21 protein-coding genes are annotated in these 15,924 nt (G+C 47.7%); 18 read left to right on the top strand and 3 right to left on the bottom strand.

The genetic code is table 11. The features are described 5' to 3' along the window. Positions 1 to 3 precede the first annotated feature (3 nt). The 5 genes from BLT35_RS23875 (at position 4) to BLT35_RS26610 (ending at position 4,735) form a co-directional block, all read left to right on the top strand. On the top strand, positions 4 to 1,320 hold the full coding sequence (locus BLT35_RS23875; RefSeq protein ID WP_074729948.1) for a phage tail sheath family protein: 1,317 nt from the start codon (positions 4 to 6) through the stop codon (positions 1,318 to 1,320). A gap of 2 nt (positions 1,321 to 1,322) precedes the next feature. Further along, positions 1,323 to 1,787 (top strand): phage tail tube protein, encoded by a 465-nt coding sequence (locus BLT35_RS23870; RefSeq protein WP_074729947.1) that lies wholly within the window; start codon positions 1,323 to 1,325, stop codon positions 1,785 to 1,787. Positions 1,788 to 1,814: 27 nt separating this feature from the next. After that, complete coding sequence (locus BLT35_RS23865; RefSeq protein WP_074729946.1) at positions 1,815 to 2,237, top strand: phage tail assembly chaperone; 423 nt, start codon at positions 1,815 to 1,817, stop codon at positions 2,235 to 2,237. 248 nt (positions 2,238 to 2,485) lie between these two features. Continuing rightward, a complete protein-coding gene (locus BLT35_RS23860; protein WP_074729945.1) occupies positions 2,486 to 4,432 on the top strand; it encodes a phage tail family protein in 1,947 nt (648 codons plus the stop codon). Positions 4,433 to 4,447: 15 nt separating this feature from the next. Continuing rightward, on the top strand, positions 4,448 to 4,735 hold the full coding sequence (locus BLT35_RS26610) for a hypothetical protein (RefSeq protein WP_139170856.1): 288 nt from the start codon (positions 4,448 to 4,450) through the stop codon (positions 4,733 to 4,735). Here BLT35_RS26610 and BLT35_RS23855 read toward each other — a convergent pair. Beyond that, complete coding sequence (locus tag BLT35_RS23855; RefSeq protein ID WP_074729944.1) at positions 4,662 to 5,363, bottom strand: hypothetical protein; 702 nt, start codon at positions 5,361 to 5,363, stop codon at positions 4,662 to 4,664. The two genes, BLT35_RS26610 and BLT35_RS23855, sit on opposite strands and share 74 nt — an antisense overlap. 94 nt (positions 5,364 to 5,457) lie before the next feature. On the opposite strand from BLT35_RS23855, the gene BLT35_RS23850 reads away from it, so the two are divergent. The 12 genes from BLT35_RS23850 to BLT35_RS23795 all read left to right on the top strand — a co-directional run bounded on the left by BLT35_RS23850 (position 5,458) and on the right by BLT35_RS23795 (position 14,339). After that, entirely contained in the window at positions 5,458 to 6,144 is a 687-nt protein-coding gene (locus BLT35_RS23850; protein ID WP_074729943.1) for a LysM peptidoglycan-binding domain-containing protein, read from the top strand. Next, a complete protein-coding gene (locus tag BLT35_RS23845) occupies positions 6,137 to 7,105 on the top strand; it encodes an XkdQ/YqbQ family protein (RefSeq protein WP_074729942.1) in 969 nt (322 codons plus the stop codon). The genes BLT35_RS23850 and BLT35_RS23845 overlap by 8 nt, the downstream gene beginning before the upstream one ends. 1 nt (position 7,106) lies before the next feature. Continuing rightward, positions 7,107 to 7,442: a DUF2577 domain-containing protein gene (locus tag BLT35_RS23840; RefSeq protein ID WP_074729941.1), complete on the top strand. Its 336-nt coding sequence runs from the start codon at positions 7,107 to 7,109 to the stop codon at positions 7,440 to 7,442. After that, positions 7,439 to 7,846: a DUF2634 domain-containing protein gene (locus BLT35_RS23835; protein WP_074729940.1), complete on the top strand. Its 408-nt coding sequence runs from the start codon at positions 7,439 to 7,441 to the stop codon at positions 7,844 to 7,846. Before BLT35_RS23840 ends, BLT35_RS23835 begins: the two co-directional genes overlap by 4 nt. After that, positions 7,839 to 8,921 (top strand): baseplate J/gp47 family protein, encoded by a 1,083-nt coding sequence (locus BLT35_RS23830; protein WP_074729939.1) that lies wholly within the window; start codon positions 7,839 to 7,841, stop codon positions 8,919 to 8,921. The genes BLT35_RS23835 and BLT35_RS23830 overlap by 8 nt, the downstream gene beginning before the upstream one ends. After that, on the top strand, positions 8,911 to 9,498 hold the full coding sequence (locus BLT35_RS23825) for a putative phage tail protein (RefSeq protein ID WP_074729938.1): 588 nt from the start codon (positions 8,911 to 8,913) through the stop codon (positions 9,496 to 9,498). The genes BLT35_RS23830 and BLT35_RS23825 overlap by 11 nt, the downstream gene beginning before the upstream one ends. Further along, complete coding sequence (locus BLT35_RS23820) at positions 9,495 to 9,776, top strand: ketopantoate hydroxymethyltransferase (RefSeq protein WP_074729937.1); 282 nt, start codon at positions 9,495 to 9,497, stop codon at positions 9,774 to 9,776. Before BLT35_RS23825 ends, BLT35_RS23820 begins: the two co-directional genes overlap by 4 nt. Before the next feature lie 5 nt (positions 9,777 to 9,781). Next, on the top strand, positions 9,782 to 12,319 hold the full coding sequence (locus BLT35_RS23815; protein WP_074729936.1) for a hypothetical protein: 2,538 nt from the start codon (positions 9,782 to 9,784) through the stop codon (positions 12,317 to 12,319). Positions 12,320 to 12,333: 14 nt separating this feature from the next. After that, the gene (locus tag BLT35_RS23810) at positions 12,334 to 12,849 is read left to right on the top strand and encodes a YomQ N-terminal domain-containing protein (RefSeq protein ID WP_074729935.1); all 516 of its coding nucleotides are present in this window, start codon (positions 12,334 to 12,336) and stop codon (positions 12,847 to 12,849) included. Continuing rightward, positions 12,846 to 13,046: a hypothetical protein gene (locus BLT35_RS23805; RefSeq protein ID WP_074729934.1), complete on the top strand. Its 201-nt coding sequence runs from the start codon at positions 12,846 to 12,848 to the stop codon at positions 13,044 to 13,046. The genes BLT35_RS23810 and BLT35_RS23805 overlap by 4 nt, the downstream gene beginning before the upstream one ends. A gap of 70 nt (positions 13,047 to 13,116) precedes the next feature. After that, a complete protein-coding gene (locus BLT35_RS23800) occupies positions 13,117 to 13,575 on the top strand; it encodes a phage holin family protein (protein ID WP_083351398.1) in 459 nt (152 codons plus the stop codon). Next, complete coding sequence (locus BLT35_RS23795) at positions 13,572 to 14,339, top strand: peptidoglycan recognition protein family protein (RefSeq protein WP_074729933.1); 768 nt, start codon at positions 13,572 to 13,574, stop codon at positions 14,337 to 14,339. Before BLT35_RS23800 ends, BLT35_RS23795 begins: the two co-directional genes overlap by 4 nt. 186 nt (positions 14,340 to 14,525) lie before the next feature. Here BLT35_RS23795 and BLT35_RS23790 read toward each other — a convergent pair whose 3' ends face one another. Continuing rightward, on the bottom strand, positions 14,526 to 14,942 hold the full coding sequence (locus BLT35_RS23790) for a TIR domain-containing protein (RefSeq protein WP_074729932.1): 417 nt from the start codon (positions 14,940 to 14,942) through the stop codon (positions 14,526 to 14,528). A gap of 62 nt (positions 14,943 to 15,004) precedes the next feature. Here BLT35_RS23790 and BLT35_RS23785 point away from each other — a divergent pair, with 62 nt between their 5' ends. Continuing rightward, the gene (locus BLT35_RS23785) at positions 15,005 to 15,205 is read left to right on the top strand and encodes a hypothetical protein (protein WP_175472051.1); all 201 of its coding nucleotides are present in this window, start codon (positions 15,005 to 15,007) and stop codon (positions 15,203 to 15,205) included. Here the strand turns inward: BLT35_RS23785 and BLT35_RS23780 are convergent, their stop codons facing one another. Next, entirely contained in the window at positions 15,206 to 15,613 is a 408-nt protein-coding gene (locus BLT35_RS23780; RefSeq protein WP_302848199.1) for a DUF4231 domain-containing protein, read from the bottom strand. Positions 15,614 to 15,924 lie beyond the last annotated feature (311 nt).

The raw sequence follows: 15,924 nt of genomic DNA, 5'->3' as shown, positions 1-15,924 counted from the left end.
TCAATGGCTGGTGGTACATTTACGGTTCAAAATAAAGTCCGGCCGGGTGTATATATCAACTTTGAGAGTGTAGGGCAATCCCTTGGCACACTCGGTGAGCGCGGGATAGCTGCAATCGCTTTGCCCCTTCCTTGGGGGGCTCCAAAGGTGATTCAAGAAATCAATGCCGGCGATGACGTATTCGAAAAACTTGGATACGATATTACGGCTCCGGTGCTACTGCTTGTCAAGGAAGCATTGAAGCGAACAAGAACGCTGCTTTTGTATCGGTTGAACACCGGGACAAAGGCTACCGTTACCGTCGGAACCCTCACTGCAACAGCAAAATACGGTGGCGTCCGAGGGAATGATCTGAAGATTGTTATTCAGACGAATATTGATGATCCTGCGAAATTTGATGTTATTACGCTTGTATCAAACACCCCGGTAGATTTGCAAACTGTCTCCGATATCTCCGGACTTACGGGCAACGCTTGGATCGATTGGTCGGGAACCGGCACACTGACCCCGACGGCTGGCACACCCCTAGATGGCGGAGTCGATGGAACAGTGACAAATCAGGATCATAGCGATTTCCTGGCTGCTCTTGAACTTTATGAATTCAATACCGCTGCATACGTTGGCACTGACACCGCGCTTAAGGGCGTGTACGCTGCATTCGCAAAACGCTTGAGAGACGATGAGGGCCGAAAGATTCAAGTGGTAATGGAAAACTACCCTACGGCCGATTACGAGGGAGTCATCAGCGTTAAAAATGGTGTCATCTTGGCAGATGGGACCGCGCTTACGGCCGCACAAGCAGTGGCATGGGTGGCAGGAGCTACAGCTGCTGCTGCGGCTAATCAATCACTTACGTATTCGGCCTACGATGATGCTGTTGACGCAAATCCGCGTTACACGAATAGCCAAATCATTGCGGCTTTGAATAATGGTGAATTCCTGTTCACGCTTAATAATGGTCAGGCAATCGTGGAGCAGGACATCAACACATTTAAAAGCTTCACGCCGACTAAAGGAAAACACTTCCGAAAGAATCGTGCGCTTCGGGCTCTTGATGGTCTCGCAAACGATTGGAAACGAACTTATGAGGTGTTTTACATCGGGAAAGTCGATAACAACGCAGATGGTCGTAATTTATTCCGCAAAGAATGCGTGAAGTTAGCAGAGACCTACCAAGGTATCGGGGCTATTCAAAACTTCGATGCTCAGAACGATGTGAGGGTTGCTCAAGGCGAAGAGGCAGACGCTGTGTTTGTCGATGGATGGGTCCAGCCGGTTGATGCAATCGAAAAAGTCTACATGAAAGTGAGAGTGCGGTAATCATGGGATTCCTTAAAGCGGGTGACATTATCTCCGGGCAGGAAGGCCGGGCGCATGCAACCATTAACGGCCTGAATTATGAAATGTTTTACCTCCGGAATCTTCGGGCAACTGCCGAGAAGCAAAAAAGCGACATTAAGACACTCGGCAAGCGCGGTACGCAGCGTAAGGCAGCCGGTTGGAGTGGTACCGGCAGCATGACGATCTATTATGTCACCAGCATGTTCCGGAAGATGATGTACGATTACATCAAAACAGGTAAAGACGTTTATTTTGACATCACAATCGTGAATGAGGATCCCAATTCAACGATCGGAAGGCAAACGGTCACTTTACTGGGTGTTAACCTCGACAGCGTCGTGATGGCCGCGCTTGACGTCGATGCGGACGAGCTCGACGAAGACATTGATTTCACTTGGGAAGATATTGATATGCCTGATCTTTTTGCAGACCCTACGCTGGGTTAAGCGAATAAATAACGGAGGTTCAATCATATGAGCGATTTAAGTGTATTTTTTGCAGGTAATGCTGCCGTTCCGGAAACCGAGGAGTTTGTTGTTTCAGAGCGGTTTAAAGACAAGGAAGGTAAACCGATACATTGGCAGTTCCGTCCTATTTCCGAGGAAGAGAACGACGCGATCCGTGCATCCGCTACACGGAAGGTCAAGGGAAAAAACGGTGTTATGGTTCCAGAGACGAATACCAGCGAATACCTGGCGAAACTGGCTGCAGCCTGCGTTGTCTACCCGAATCTTAACGATGCCGAACTCCAAAAGTCCTACGGTGTTCGAGGTGCAGATGTACTAATTCGGAAGATGCTGCTTTCCGGAGAGTATGCCGGCCTAATTGGCAAGATTCAGGAGATTAATGGGTTCGATAAAGATATTAACGATCTGGCGGAAGAAGTAAAAAACTAATCGACGAGGGCGACGGCGAAACAGTATATGCCTATTTCGCCCTCAATGAATATGGAGTAATGCCTTGGGATTTTGCTGCTCTTCCCAGAAGAAAGAAAGCCGCACTGATTGGGATGATTAAAGCACGGATTGAAAAAGAGAAACGGTCCGCTGCGGAGGCTAAAAGCAGGAAAAAAGCCTCCGGAAGACGCCGGAGATAATGCGCCTCTTTCCAGGCGCTATTTTTATGCCAGGAAGGAGGGTTTCGTTTGGCTACTGTACAATCATCCTTGAAACTTTTTGACGCCATGTCGAGGCCGCTACAAAACATTACGCAGAGTATGAACTTGATGATCTCAACCATGCATCAAATGCAGGCGGCAACGGATAAAAACGTGAATATTGATAAAACGCTCACCGCGGCCAAGCAGAGGATCGCGGCAGCCGAGGCCGATATTCGTCAAGCTATCGATCAAGCGAATGCGGCGCAGCAAAAGTTTAATCGATCCGTCCAGCAGGGGAAGGATACTGCCAGCGATCTCAAGAGAACAATCGGGGGGATTGCAGCTGCGTATCTTACATTTGAGGCTGCAAGAAGGACCTGGGAGGCAACCGTCGTGGGAGCCATGCAGCAACAGCAGATGATTGATACCTTCAGTGCGCGGGCCGGTAACGAGGCAGTTGGAGGTGCTATTTTCGACCAAATCACAAAACAAGCCCTGAAGTTTGGTCAGAACGTTGATGAGGCGCTGTCGGGTACGATGTCGTTCATATCGAACACGTTGGACCCTAAGAAACTGGCTGATATGAACCTGCTGGCGATGCGTTTGGCTAAACTTAATCCGGCTGAAGGACTTGAGGGAGCAGCATTCTCCATGAAAGAACTTCTGAGCGGGGATTACACATCAATCGTGGAACGTTTCAATATGGGGCGTAGCATGATCCAGAACAGTGAAGCACTCAAGGCGGGAAAAGCCGGTGACCTTGATGGTTTTATTAAGGGGATGGATAAGCTTCTTGACCAGCAAAACATGACGCAGGAAGCCTTCGAAAAGATGCTTGATTCACCGGCTGCAAAGTGGCAGAAGATCCTTCAAACCTTCCGGTTTCAACTAGCGCAGACGGGAGCCGACGGGCTTGCAGCTCTTGCTCCGCTTTTTGACTTATTCACCACTTCATTGGATTCCGGAAAGTTTGATCCATTTTTTAAGGCTCTTAACGCTGGTATATGGCTCGTAGCGAACATGTTATATGGTGCAGCGCAGGCGGGCATGTTCCTTTATGGTGTCGCGGTTCAATACTGGCCGGAAATTACCGCGGCAGTTTTAAGTCTTGCCGTAGTTTATCTGCCTATGATAACAGCGGCTTTGTGGCAAATGCTTGTACCCATCTATCAAGCGGTTGCCGCCTGGCTTACTTTAAACTGGCCTATTGCTTTGGTCATAGGCGCTATAGTTGTATTGACCGCAACACTTCGCCACTTTGGTGTCACAACGCAGCAAATGGTCGGTTTTGTGGTTGGCGTTTTCTATATACTATATGCAGCTGTTCAAAATACCTTTGCTTTGATCTATAATACGCTTTTAGCATTTGTCGAATTCTTTGCTAATTTGTTTATTGACCCTGTGTATGCCGTAAAGAAACTCTTTTATGATCTATCTAAGAATATTGCTGATTACTTCTGGAGCGCTATTAATGGCATTATCAAAGGGATTAACTGGGTTATTGAGGCAATTAACAAAATAAAAAAGACGGAAATTGCTTTAATATCAACAGTCGATACAAGTGCTATCGATAAGTTTAAACCGACCAGCAACAAAGATGTATTCGATTTATCAAAGTACCGCATGAATCAACTCGATTACGCGGGTTCTTTTAATACGGGGTTCCAAGCTGGCCAAGGTATGGTTAATAAAATGGCTTCGGCGCTCGATGGATTCCAATTGCCCGGAGGCAAGGGGGATATCGCAAATGTGGATCGTGTTGGATCGGTCGGTAAAATTGACGATACCGTGGACATATCCAGCGAAGACCTTAAGGTAATGCGTGAGCTGGCCGAGATGAAGAACATCCAGAACTTCGTGACGCTGACGCCGACGGTGAGTGTTCAGACCGGTCCGATCCAAAACGGATATGATGTCGACACGATCATCGCGCGGATCGAAACGGCGTTGACCGAGCAGATCGCTTCTTCTGCGCGCGGGGTGTACGGCTAATGAGGAGGGAATGCAATGGGTAAGAAAATGCAACAATTTTATAGCTTTATAGTTGTTTTAATGGCAGTTTTCGTTGTGTGGGGGCTGTGGAATAACTATGAAAAAACAAAGCTCAATCAGCGGTACGAACGGCTAATTGAAGAAAAAGAAATGATCAACCAGAAATACGGTCAACTAGTTGATCGGATTGAACAGCAAGTTCAATTGGATGCCGTGCGAAGCGAAACAATTACTCAAGATATCCAGGATCTTCAGTCTCGTTTTCGGGCTTATCTTGATCGCTTAGAAGATAAGGCTCAATGATTTCCATTAATGAAGAGTATGCGTCCATTACCTCTTGATGATGGCGTTCGTTTTGTTCCATGAGTTCGCGATGATGACGTTCTCTTTGTTGCATTTCTTCTTGGTGATGGTGTTCAAGTTGTTCAGAGCTTTGGATTGAAAGAAAAATCGTGATGATTATGGGTACAACGAGATTTAAAAACCATTTCAGCGTCTCCCATGTCCATTGTGGTTGAGCTTTTGACTCATCAGTGGAGCGTACGGTAAGAGATGCTATTAAATCACTTTGATCTTCTTGCGGCATAAGATTAAGGACGGTGTTAGATAACTTTTCAATGTAGGGATAAATCGCATCGGGAATTGGAATTTGAGGATTCTTTAACTTTGCAAGTTTATCCCATGTTGACAGCCATTCATGATTTTTAAAAAAGCGGCTGTGTAACTCCGCCCCTAAAAAAGCTGCTTTCGTAAAATCTTGTTGTCGTTGAATTGCATCGAGCATAGGACCGTAGGTTTGTTGCACCATTCGTACTTGCTCATTAAATGGTTGTATCATATCGATTTGCCTTTGAATCTGTTGCAACGGGATATTCATTCGATTCATCATCTCTTGAATACGTCTTATATGCTCAAACGGATCATTTTTCATAGTTTTTACTCTCCCTTCCTCGAATTTGGTAAGTTAGGTCAACTTCCAATATTCGACAGGGCGGGGAGCATTCCTGCATGAAAGGATGGTGTAAATGAAGTATGGAATTTGGCTCAGCTGGAACAACCAAGAGGAAGGCTTCGAGCTGCCGATCCTCCCGCGTGAGATCGGGCCTAGCATAAACGGTGACGGCACCGGGCACGACGTTTTCGGCCTCGGAAAGATCAACGTTATCAAAGATCGTGGCTTGGCCGAGTACACGATTGAGAGCATATTCCCAGCCCAACCGTATCCGTTTATTACGGCGTCGATCGTGCTACAGCCGCGGGAATACGTCGACTACATCCTGAAGTGGTGGGAGACCAAGCGGCCAATCCGGTTCGTGTACGTCGGATCGACAATGGAAATCAATACACCCGCAAGCGTCGAAGGGTTCGAATGGAAAGAAGTCGCCGGCAGCCCAGGGGATATTCAATTTTCATTGAAATTGAAAGAATACCGATTTTACGCCGCCCGGCGGGTTCAGGTGGCGCAGCAGCAGGATGGGGCACCAGCTATCCAGAAGGAGGGGCCAAAACGTCCGGACGACCGCGAACCGTCGAAAACCTACACACTGACAGCCGGCGACAACCTGTGGAAAGTAGCACAGAAGGTGTTAGGCGATGGCAGCCGGTGGCGGGAAATCCAACGTTTGAACGGACTAACAGATGCGCAGCTCAAATCCCTCCCGGTCGGGCTGACGTTGAAACTGCCGGAACAAGGCGGTGCAGCTTATGCTTGAGATCCTGCTCGATAATAAGGACGGCAACGTGTGGGATCTCTCGGAGATCGTGACGGACGTAACCTGGACGACGACGCGGGTAGGCCGGCCAGCAAGCGTTGATTTCACGCTGATCGACAGCGGTATCTATCAGGATCGCGCGTTCGCGATTAATAACGGCGATATTGTCCGGTTTCGGATGGGCGACGTAAATGCGTTCTACGGGTATGTGTTCAGCATAAAGACCAACCAAGATGCAGAGATCAGCATCAAAGCATACGACCAAGTGAGGTACTTACTCAACAAAGATACGTATGTGATCAAGAACGTCACGACCGGCGATGTCATTCGGAAGATCGCTGCGGATTTCAACTTGAAGGTTGGTCGCATCGACGACACCGGTTACCGGATCCCGTCCATGGTCGAGGACGGGCAAACGCTTTTGGACGACATTGAGAAAGCGAACACGCTCACCATGTCGGCCACGGGGCGGTTTTTCGTATTCTTCGACGACTTCGGCGAGTTGTCGCTACGGGACGTGACCAGTTTTCAGGCCGGTTTTTACATCGGTGACGGCAGCTTGATGACCGGTTACGATTATGGACGTGACATTGATCAAGACACGTACAACAAGATTAAGTTGTACCGCGACAACAAGGACACTAAAAAGCGCGAAGTCTATATTGCCCAGGATAGCGCATATATCGCCCGGTGGGGACTGCTACAACTTTACGAAAGCGTCGACGAAGAAAAGAACGCTGCCCAGATCAACGAGATGTTGACGCAGCTGATGCAACTCAAAAACCGGGAGCAGAAGAGTCTGAAAATCGATGCTATCGGCGACATCCGGGTTCGTGCCGGAATGTACGTTCCGATCATCATTGAATCGCTTGGCATCAACCAACCGATGATGGTGGACGAGGTGACGCACCGCTTTGACGGTGCTGATCATACCATGAGTTTGACGTTGAAGGTGATATGATATGTTGAACGCGATTAGACAGGCCGCCCTTTCGGCGATGGAAGCCGGGAACCCAGTCGCCGTCATGTACGGCGAAGTGACAAAGACAAATCCGCTAGAGGTAAACGTAGATCAACGTTTTACACTCGATGCGGATTTTTTGATTGTGCCGGAATCGCTGACGCGGCTGGAGATCGACCTGCGGCATTCCCATATCATGACCAGCGGAACGGCGGAAGAAGCGCTAACGCAGCCAATCGTCATACGACCTGGCTTGCAGGCGGGTGATCATGTGGTGCTGCTCCGGATGCAGGGCGGGCAGAAATACTTGATTTTGGACAAGGTGGTGAGCGCATGATTCCGACGGGTGGGCAAATCCAGGCACAGAGTACGACAACGATACAGCAACCGTCTCGGACATGGAAACTGGACTTCGAACGCGGCCGGGTGACCGGAATGGTTGACGGCTTGGATGCGGTCCGGCAGGCGGTATTCAAAATATTGCAGACGGAGCGATTCGCCTTTTTGGTCTACAGTTCGAATTTTGGTGTCGAGCTGAAGCGGTTTGCGGGCCCCGGCCAGGCATACGTGCAGTCCGAACTGAAACGCCGGATTCGGGAGGCGCTGATGCAGGACGACCGAATTACAGACGTGACAGACTTCCAGATTACATTTGCCGGGGATACCGCGCACGTTGAATTCGCTGTTGTCTCGACTTTTGGCCGCTTCGAGGCGGCGCAGGAGGTGACCGGCATTGTATGAACACATGACATTCGAAGTTATTCTGAAACGAATGCTTGACCGCGTGCCGAACGACGTGGACAAGCGAGAAGGCAGCATAATCTATGACGCACTGGCGCCAGCCGCGGCGGAACTGGCGCAAATGTATGCGGAGCTCGACATCATCCTGAATCTTTCCTTTGCTGATACCGCGACCGGTGAATGGCTCGCACGGCGGACGACCGAGTTCGGAATCGAGCGGAGACCGGCGACCAAAGCGCGGCGGAAGGGATTGTTTTACGGTAGTGGTGATGTCCCGCTGGACGTGCCGGTCGGCAGCCGCTTTTCAATCGGGGGGCTGAATTACCGCGTAATCGAGCGGCTGACCGCAGGCCAGTTCTCGCTGGAATGTGAAACGGCCGGAGCCGTAGGGAACCAGCAATTCGGGGCTATGTTGCCGATCGACTACGTCGCGGGTTTGTCCCGGGCAGAATTGGCTGACGTGCTCGTCCCAGGAGAGGACGAGGAGTCGGACGAGGCGCTTCGGAAACGGTACTTCGAAGCCGTCCGCGAGCAGCCGTTCGGCGGGAACGTGGCGGACTATAAGCAGAAGATTGGCGGCATTCCGGGTGTTGGAGGGGTGAAGCCGTTCCCTGCTTGGCAGGGCGGCGGAACGGTCAAATGTACAATCATCGCCGCCGATTACAACCCTCCGGCGTCGGCGCTGATAGACGAGGTACAGACGGCGATTGATCCTGTTCAGAATAGCGGCCAGGGGTTAGGGTTGGCCCCGATCGGCCACCAAGTAACCATCGCCGGCGTGCAGGGCGTGACGGTCAATGTTACGACTACGGTGACGCTGCAAAGCGGCGTAACGCTCGGCCAGGTGCAGGGAGAGATTGAATCGGTCATCAGAGATTATCTGCTATCGTTACGGCAGATGTGGGCGGACGAGGATAACCTGATCGTGCGGGTCAGCCAGATCGAGGCACGCATTCTGACAGTCGACGGCGTGACGGACGTCGCGGGCACAACCCTGAACGGTGTGGCTGCCAATCTCGAACTGCAGAGTGAGCAGATCCCGATGTTGGGGACGGTGACGATCAATGTCGGCTAACCTGATCTCTTACCTCCCTGAACTGTATCACGACATCCGGGAATTCTTGGAGTTGACCCAAGCAGAGAACGCGGAGTTCGATGCGCTCGCCGATGCAGTCACCCAACTACTTGATGATCAGTTCGTCGACACCGCGAGCGAACAAGCAATCAAGCGCCGGGAGCTGCAGCTCGGGATCCGGGCGGATACCACGACAGAAACACTAGAATTTCGGCGAAAGCGACTTATCAATCGGTATTCGACCAAACCGCCGTTTACAGTTCGCTACCTGCAAGGACGGCTCGATTTCCTCATCGGTGCCGGTCGGGCCACGATTGAAGTCGACGTTCAGAACTTTGTGCTCAAAGTAACGCTGAGCATCCCGGATGCGGCCTTTTTCAAAGAAATCCAGTACACGATCCATGCGGTCAAGCCGGCGAACCTGGTCTATATCCAAGCGACGTCGCTGACGGACAGGATTACGCTGGAAGAACACATATGGAAGGCGGAACTGACACGACGGACGCGACTTTCGACATCATGGCGGGTTGGCCGTACGGCGTTCGCCGATCGTGGGACGGAGGTGCAGGTGAAATGATCCTTCAAAGCTATCTGAATGAGCTGGCGCAGTACACGAATGAGAAAGTGACCAAAGCCGTACTGAACGGTACGTATGAAATCTCAACATTTCAAGTCAAACAATTGACTGATAGCACACTGCTGATGGAATATCTGGTCCCGGCCGAATCCGTAAGCGAAATCACGCTCATCGAACTGAAAAGTGCCAGCGGTACGGTCGTAAGCTCAAACAACGTCTACATCCCGGTAACGTCGGACACGATCCTCAAACATACGATCACCGTGAAGGAGGGGTAACAAAAGTGCCTTATAACGCAAAAACGAACTGGCAGTATGACGAAATAGTAACGGAAAGTGATTTGAACCGGATTGAGCAGGGCATTGCGGATGCGCATAATCAACTGGATCTTGCAGTTCCCATCCCCATTACTCTCACCCATGGCGTCCAAATCATCACTGTTCCAAAAACAACGCCGCTGAACGTGCTTAACATCCGCGGCAGGACATTGGTTAACTTGTTGGGGCGTGATGGTAATTGTGAGGATGTAAGTAAGTGGTTAAGATTAAATGGCTCTACTGACGCACATTCTTTGGATACAACTAATGCAAAATATGGCAATAATGCGATTAAGATTACAATACAAACTGGTTTAACTAGTGGGGGTATTTATAAGAATTTTACAGGAGTTATAGACAAATCAAAGTATTATATTCTTTTAGCTAATTTAAAAAATGGGACACTTTCTACAGGTATTCAATTATACTTTTTTAATGGAGGCGGAGGAAGGGATGTTGGGAGTCAATATGTTACAGGTACAACATATACCACAGCATATGTTAAAATTTCTCCTTCCGATATGGCAGGTTCTACTAATAACTATGTAGAAGTCTTTGCCGCTGGAAGTGCTGGACAATATGGGTATGTTGACGGTATCCGATTATATGAAATCTCCCAAGCCGAATATAACGCAATCGACAGTATGACACCAGAACAAATCGCTGCAAAATACCCATACGTGGACGATCTAAAGAATATAAAGAACCCCTATGTTATTAGGTACGGGGAAAATCTATTGCCGCCGTTTACTGAATGGCATGCGAGCACTTCTACATTCATCGTGGAAGAACCATATAAAGTAACTCTTAGACCAACTGCTTCTGAACAGGAAATGACGTATGAAATTCAAACAATTATTGATCAAGATTATACGATTTCAATGAATATTCCAACAAATGGCGTAGTTGAGCTGTATCGTAGAAATGAGTCATCTACTCACATATTAAGCATAATTGGCGACGGTACAAGAAAATCGGCTAATTTTACAGCAGACACATCAAAAGTACTTGTAAAAATTATCTCCTATGAATCTACAGGTTCGTATACTTTTGAAAAACCGATGCTCAACCTTGGCTTCGACCCTTTGCCATTTCAACCCCGTAGCGACGATATGACCGTATTCCAAACGGATTTAGCGTCAAACATGGACGGTACAGTCTATGATTCCCTTACTCAGAGGGACGGTAAGCTGTTTAAGTTGTCTCGTTTTAAGACGATGGACTTAGATGGTAGGCTTCCTTGGACGTTTTATCAAGATGCAGCCGGATTTAAGCGCGTGAGAGTTGACAATTATTTCTCGCACGCTGATGTTGCACCTGGTGTTGATGGATTCGATGCCGTCAAATATGACGGAAAAATTCTAACAAAAATGCTGACCGTCCCAGACGTAGCAGATAAGGTATGGTTCGGTGAGATAACCGGAGGGTCAGACACAAATAGCGACCTTATAATTACTATTTCCGATGCTGACAGTGGTTGGACAGATGCATGGTACGGTACAACAAATTATTGGACAACTCCTGTGACGGTTACACCATCCGACATGTTAAGGGCATACTTTAACGGTTGGAAAGCAGGGGGAGGAGGTACAGCAAACTGGATTAGTTTGGGAGACGGGTCAACATCCACGAATAGAGATCATGTAGTAAATAACCTAGCTCCGGGCTATAAACCTTATAAACTTCAATACCAACTTGCGCAACCTTACGAAGAAGAAATTTCCACAGAAGCGATTACTCTTCTTAAGGGACTGAATCAAATTGAAGTTGGTAATGGGATGATTGTGAGGGAGAAGGCGAATCCTGTTTTAGGTACAGTTCCTCCAGTTCCTATTAGTTGGGTATATATCAACGACAGCATTGTTACGGGTAGTAATCTGAAAAACAGACCTTCTAAAATCTTGAATATTTACAAAAATGGTATCCAAGATAAAAGGTGGACTATTAATTCTAATGGGAGTCAGTCTCCTTATCTCGGTCAGCGAGCTTATATAAGATATGCTAACTACGATCCATCAGCCGCCTACGAAGTCACTTACCTTGCACTCGATCAACACACCATAACATGCAACCTAACACAAATTTCAGGCGAATATGCCCCGAACCTAAATACAATCGTGGACAGGCTCGCACTCAATCAAGCGGATATTGAAACACGGGTTAGCGTATTGGAGAATACGAAAGCTAGGAAAGTGCAGGGGCAATGGATTACACCAACGTTGCTGAATGGATGGGTGAAATCGGATAGCGTAGTTACTGGTTATTTAAAAGACGGTATTGGTTTTGTCCATATCCAGATAGAGATTAAAAACGGTACTGTATCAGTACCCGCATTTTATCTCCCTACAGGATATAGACCGTTAGAGTGGGCAAGGATTCCATTAGTAAAAGCTGATGATGGTTCGTTAGGACAAGCGATTATTTACAGTGACGGTAGAGTTGTAATTATCCATGCTTCCACCGGAACATTTTACATTAATGGGATGTTTAAAGCCGAACGGTAGGGAGGGCAGAGTACATGAAAGAAGCAATTATTGTTGATGTAGATGGATTATTTGTTGAAACGACACTTGTTAATGATGAATTAACAGGTGTTTCGGAAATCATTGAATATAAAACGATTGAAGATAGTGAAGAAACTGAAAAAGTAATTAATGGTTATCAAGTTGCTGTCCAAGTCCCAGAAGGTTTGCATTTACCCAAATGGGATTTTGAAAATGAAAAGTGGATTGAAGGTTTAACCCCCGAAGAAATCGAGCAGCGCAAAAATACTCCCCAGCCTGTAAGGGTTGAAGACCGGGTAACGGTTGTCGAGCACACGTCGCAGATGCTGGAAGTCCGTACTCAAGGTATGCAGGATATAGACGAGTACGCGCTGCAAATGCAGATAATCATAGACGACCGAACCCAGGGCATGCAGGAGGTAGATACCTATGCCCTTGATCTTATTTTCGATTTACAGTCTCAGTTAGACGAGGCACGACAAGAAATCGCTGAATTACGATCACAAATACAAGGAGGTAGTCCGGCATGACTTATCCATATCCATACGATCAGACAATTTGGAATGCAAATGACCAGCGCTACTGGTTTAACATGGTACGTAAGTACAGATACCCGGTCATCCGTGTGCGCGAACCTTTTCGTTATTTAATCGAAGCGAACAAGGATGCGATTTGGGAAGAGGAGTACCAGCAATACTTGCTTGAGCAGCAAGCAGTGCCACAATAAATTTTAGAACCGCCCCGAGCCGATCGGGGTTATTTTTATGCCCGGAAAAAGGGCGGAGAGGGGTCATTTTATGCAAATTAGACAGTTAGGCGCATTGGTCATTACGGCCGCAGCTGGAGATACCAAAGGGGAAACGGCGATCGGTGGAGTTGTGGCCTTTATTGGTTTGATCGCAAGCCAATACTTGGGAGGCTGGGATACGGCGCTGAAGGTGCTGGTATTCCTTATGATTGTTGATTATATCAGCGGGCTTCTCGGGGCCGTTAAGACGAAAACCGTTAACAGCGAGATCATGTTTTGGGGCGGCATCCGCAAGGGCGTTGTGCTGGGAGTGATCGCACTGGCCGTACTGCTGGACGAGTTAATCGGAGGAGAAGTCCCGGTATTTAGAACGATCGCTCTGTACTTTTACTCTGGTCGCGAGGGATTGTCAGTTGTCGAAAACCTGGGTGTTCTTGGTGTACCGTTACCGCCAGCGTTAACAAAGTTTTTGGAGCAACTGCAGCAGAAAGGTGAGGGGAAACAATGACCTCTTTCAAAATGAAATACCCGATCACTCCGCGGTATCTAACGGGGCCAAGTAAACGCCGGCCCTCCCTGCCGCTAGATTGCTGCAGGTTTATGGTGGCCCACGATACCGGTAATCCCGGATCAACGGCCGCGGCCAACGTATCATACTACGAACGGAGCCGGAATGATATGTCCTCGTCCGCTCATGTTTTTGTGGATGATAAGGAGATTATCGAATGCATCCCCTTTTTGACCGGTCCGGCGGAGAAGGCATATCACGTCATTTATGACGTGAAGACGGACAATGCCAGATATGGAGCCGATGCAAACGATGCAGCTGGTGGCGCGGAGCTCTGCTATGGCGGCAAGATCGACAATCAGGAAGCGTATAAGCGGTATGTGTGGGTCATGGCTTACAGCTGCTACCGCTACGGGCTCAATCCGGCAACTGACATCACGGGGCATTATATTCTCGATCCGGCGCGGCGGACGGATCCGCAAAACGCGCTCCGGCTGCTGGGGAAGACGTTTACCGATTTTGTGGCTGATGTTGTGAAGGAGTATTCGGAATGCTTAGAGGAGGAATATACGATGCGTCCAGAGGATGCGAATGATATCATTAAAACCTTCTTATCACCGGCCTGGTTTAATTTTGATGCTCAGATGAAGCAGGCATTAAAGGATGGGCGATACGATAATGCTAAGCAGTGCTTACAGTACCGGGATCATCAAAAGTTTTTGGCAAATGAGCTCCGGAAGGCATCCGGGCAACCGGTGGAATGAAGAAATCCCCGTTCGGCCGTTGTGGCTGAGCGGGGAGGAAAATCTCTTTTTAGCGAACTGGCAGTCTGCTAGGAGACAACGGTCCTGGTCTTGGTCCAGGAGTAGGTCTTGGCAGTGTTGTGGGTTGAGATGGCAATCAAGTTTTTGGCCGGTATTCAGTAATAAATATTTATTGATTCACTCCATCTATCTCGCTGCAACAGCATCGATCACAGATTTCTTGTTCCACCCGACCATGATGTTCGCATTTTCTGATACCTTTTTTGGAACTTTTTCTTGGCCCCAAGGTTCGACACCTATAATATATTTTTCGTATGAAACTGCGGTATCAATTTCAAAGTCAATCCATTCACTATAGGCTACATACATGCCGGCAAGAATGATAACAATTGACGCTGGTTTAATTTGAGCATCTAATGCTTCTTTTAACTTTTTCTTACCGGCCGATGTACTAGGATCTATGGCTGGATCATGCACTGGAACGGAATAGTTTTTCCAATTAAACTTACCTTCCGATTGTGCTTCATTTAGCCATTGAACAATTTTATTGTAATGCTCAGTGTATTTCCAAGCATGGCTGATGAAAATATTGTATGTTTTCATGGTACCACCACTCCCTTATTGTGATATAATATTGCCAGAGGGCAAGATCGGAGGTTATGTCGATGCAATTGACTCCGTGCAAGTTTCGTAAGAAGCCCGTTGTGGTTGAAGCGTATCAAACAGATGTGGAAGTAATTATCGAGACGCTGGAAGGACCTTTGCGGGCGCAAGTAGGTGATTGGATAATAACGGGCGTTAACGGAGAAAAATACCCATGTAAGCCTGAAATATTCGAAAAAACTTATGAGATTGTTGGAAATTAGTCACTTTTTGTCTTCGGATGTGGCGAGTTGTGACCAATTAATGTTTTCAGCAGATATAATACTCTCGACCCTTTCGACTAATAGTCTAAAGGGTTCGTCGCCATTGTAGGGGTTTGTTGAAGTAAGAAATAAGTACTTTTCGTGCTTTAGAAGTTCGCAGGTAGCTCGATATTGGAGCCACTTTTCATGATACTTCCCCAATCGAGAAATAGATGCACAAACTACAACTACAGTTCCCAATACTGAAACGATGATGGGAATAACCTCATATTTGGAAACGTAACCACTCAAGAGAGGTATCACAGCTGCTGCAATTATCTCGATTTTCTGGAACCTTTTATAATATTTTTGGGACTCGTTACTCTTGGTGTCGTACCAATTGATTTGATTGTTTAACCTCCCCTCGATGTATTCTTCTACATTTAAGGCTGTTTTTGTATGACTTATAGACCATCAACCCTCCTTTTGTTGGAACTGAATGACACGAATCCTATCATGTCGTTACTATTTTACTATAAAAGCATTAATTTGGCGATATATGGAATCATGGAGAAGATCCTGATCGAATTGAGCTGCTAGAAGCCTGGGAGCGTAAACCGACATTGCTGCGGTTCTGGAATACTTTATTCGGAAATAAAATAAGCCCCTGAGGTGCTTCCTCAAGGGGCTTTTGCCGGTGCTTCCGGACGAATTTATATTACCATGAATATCCAAATAGG

The sequence above is a fragment of the Paenibacillus naphthalenovorans genome, from assembly GCF_900099895.1.
GTDB classification, from domain to species: Bacteria; Bacillota; Bacilli; order Paenibacillales; family NBRC-103111; genus Paenibacillus_G; species Paenibacillus_G naphthalenovorans.
This window is presented reverse-complemented; position numbering and strand designations above follow the sequence as displayed.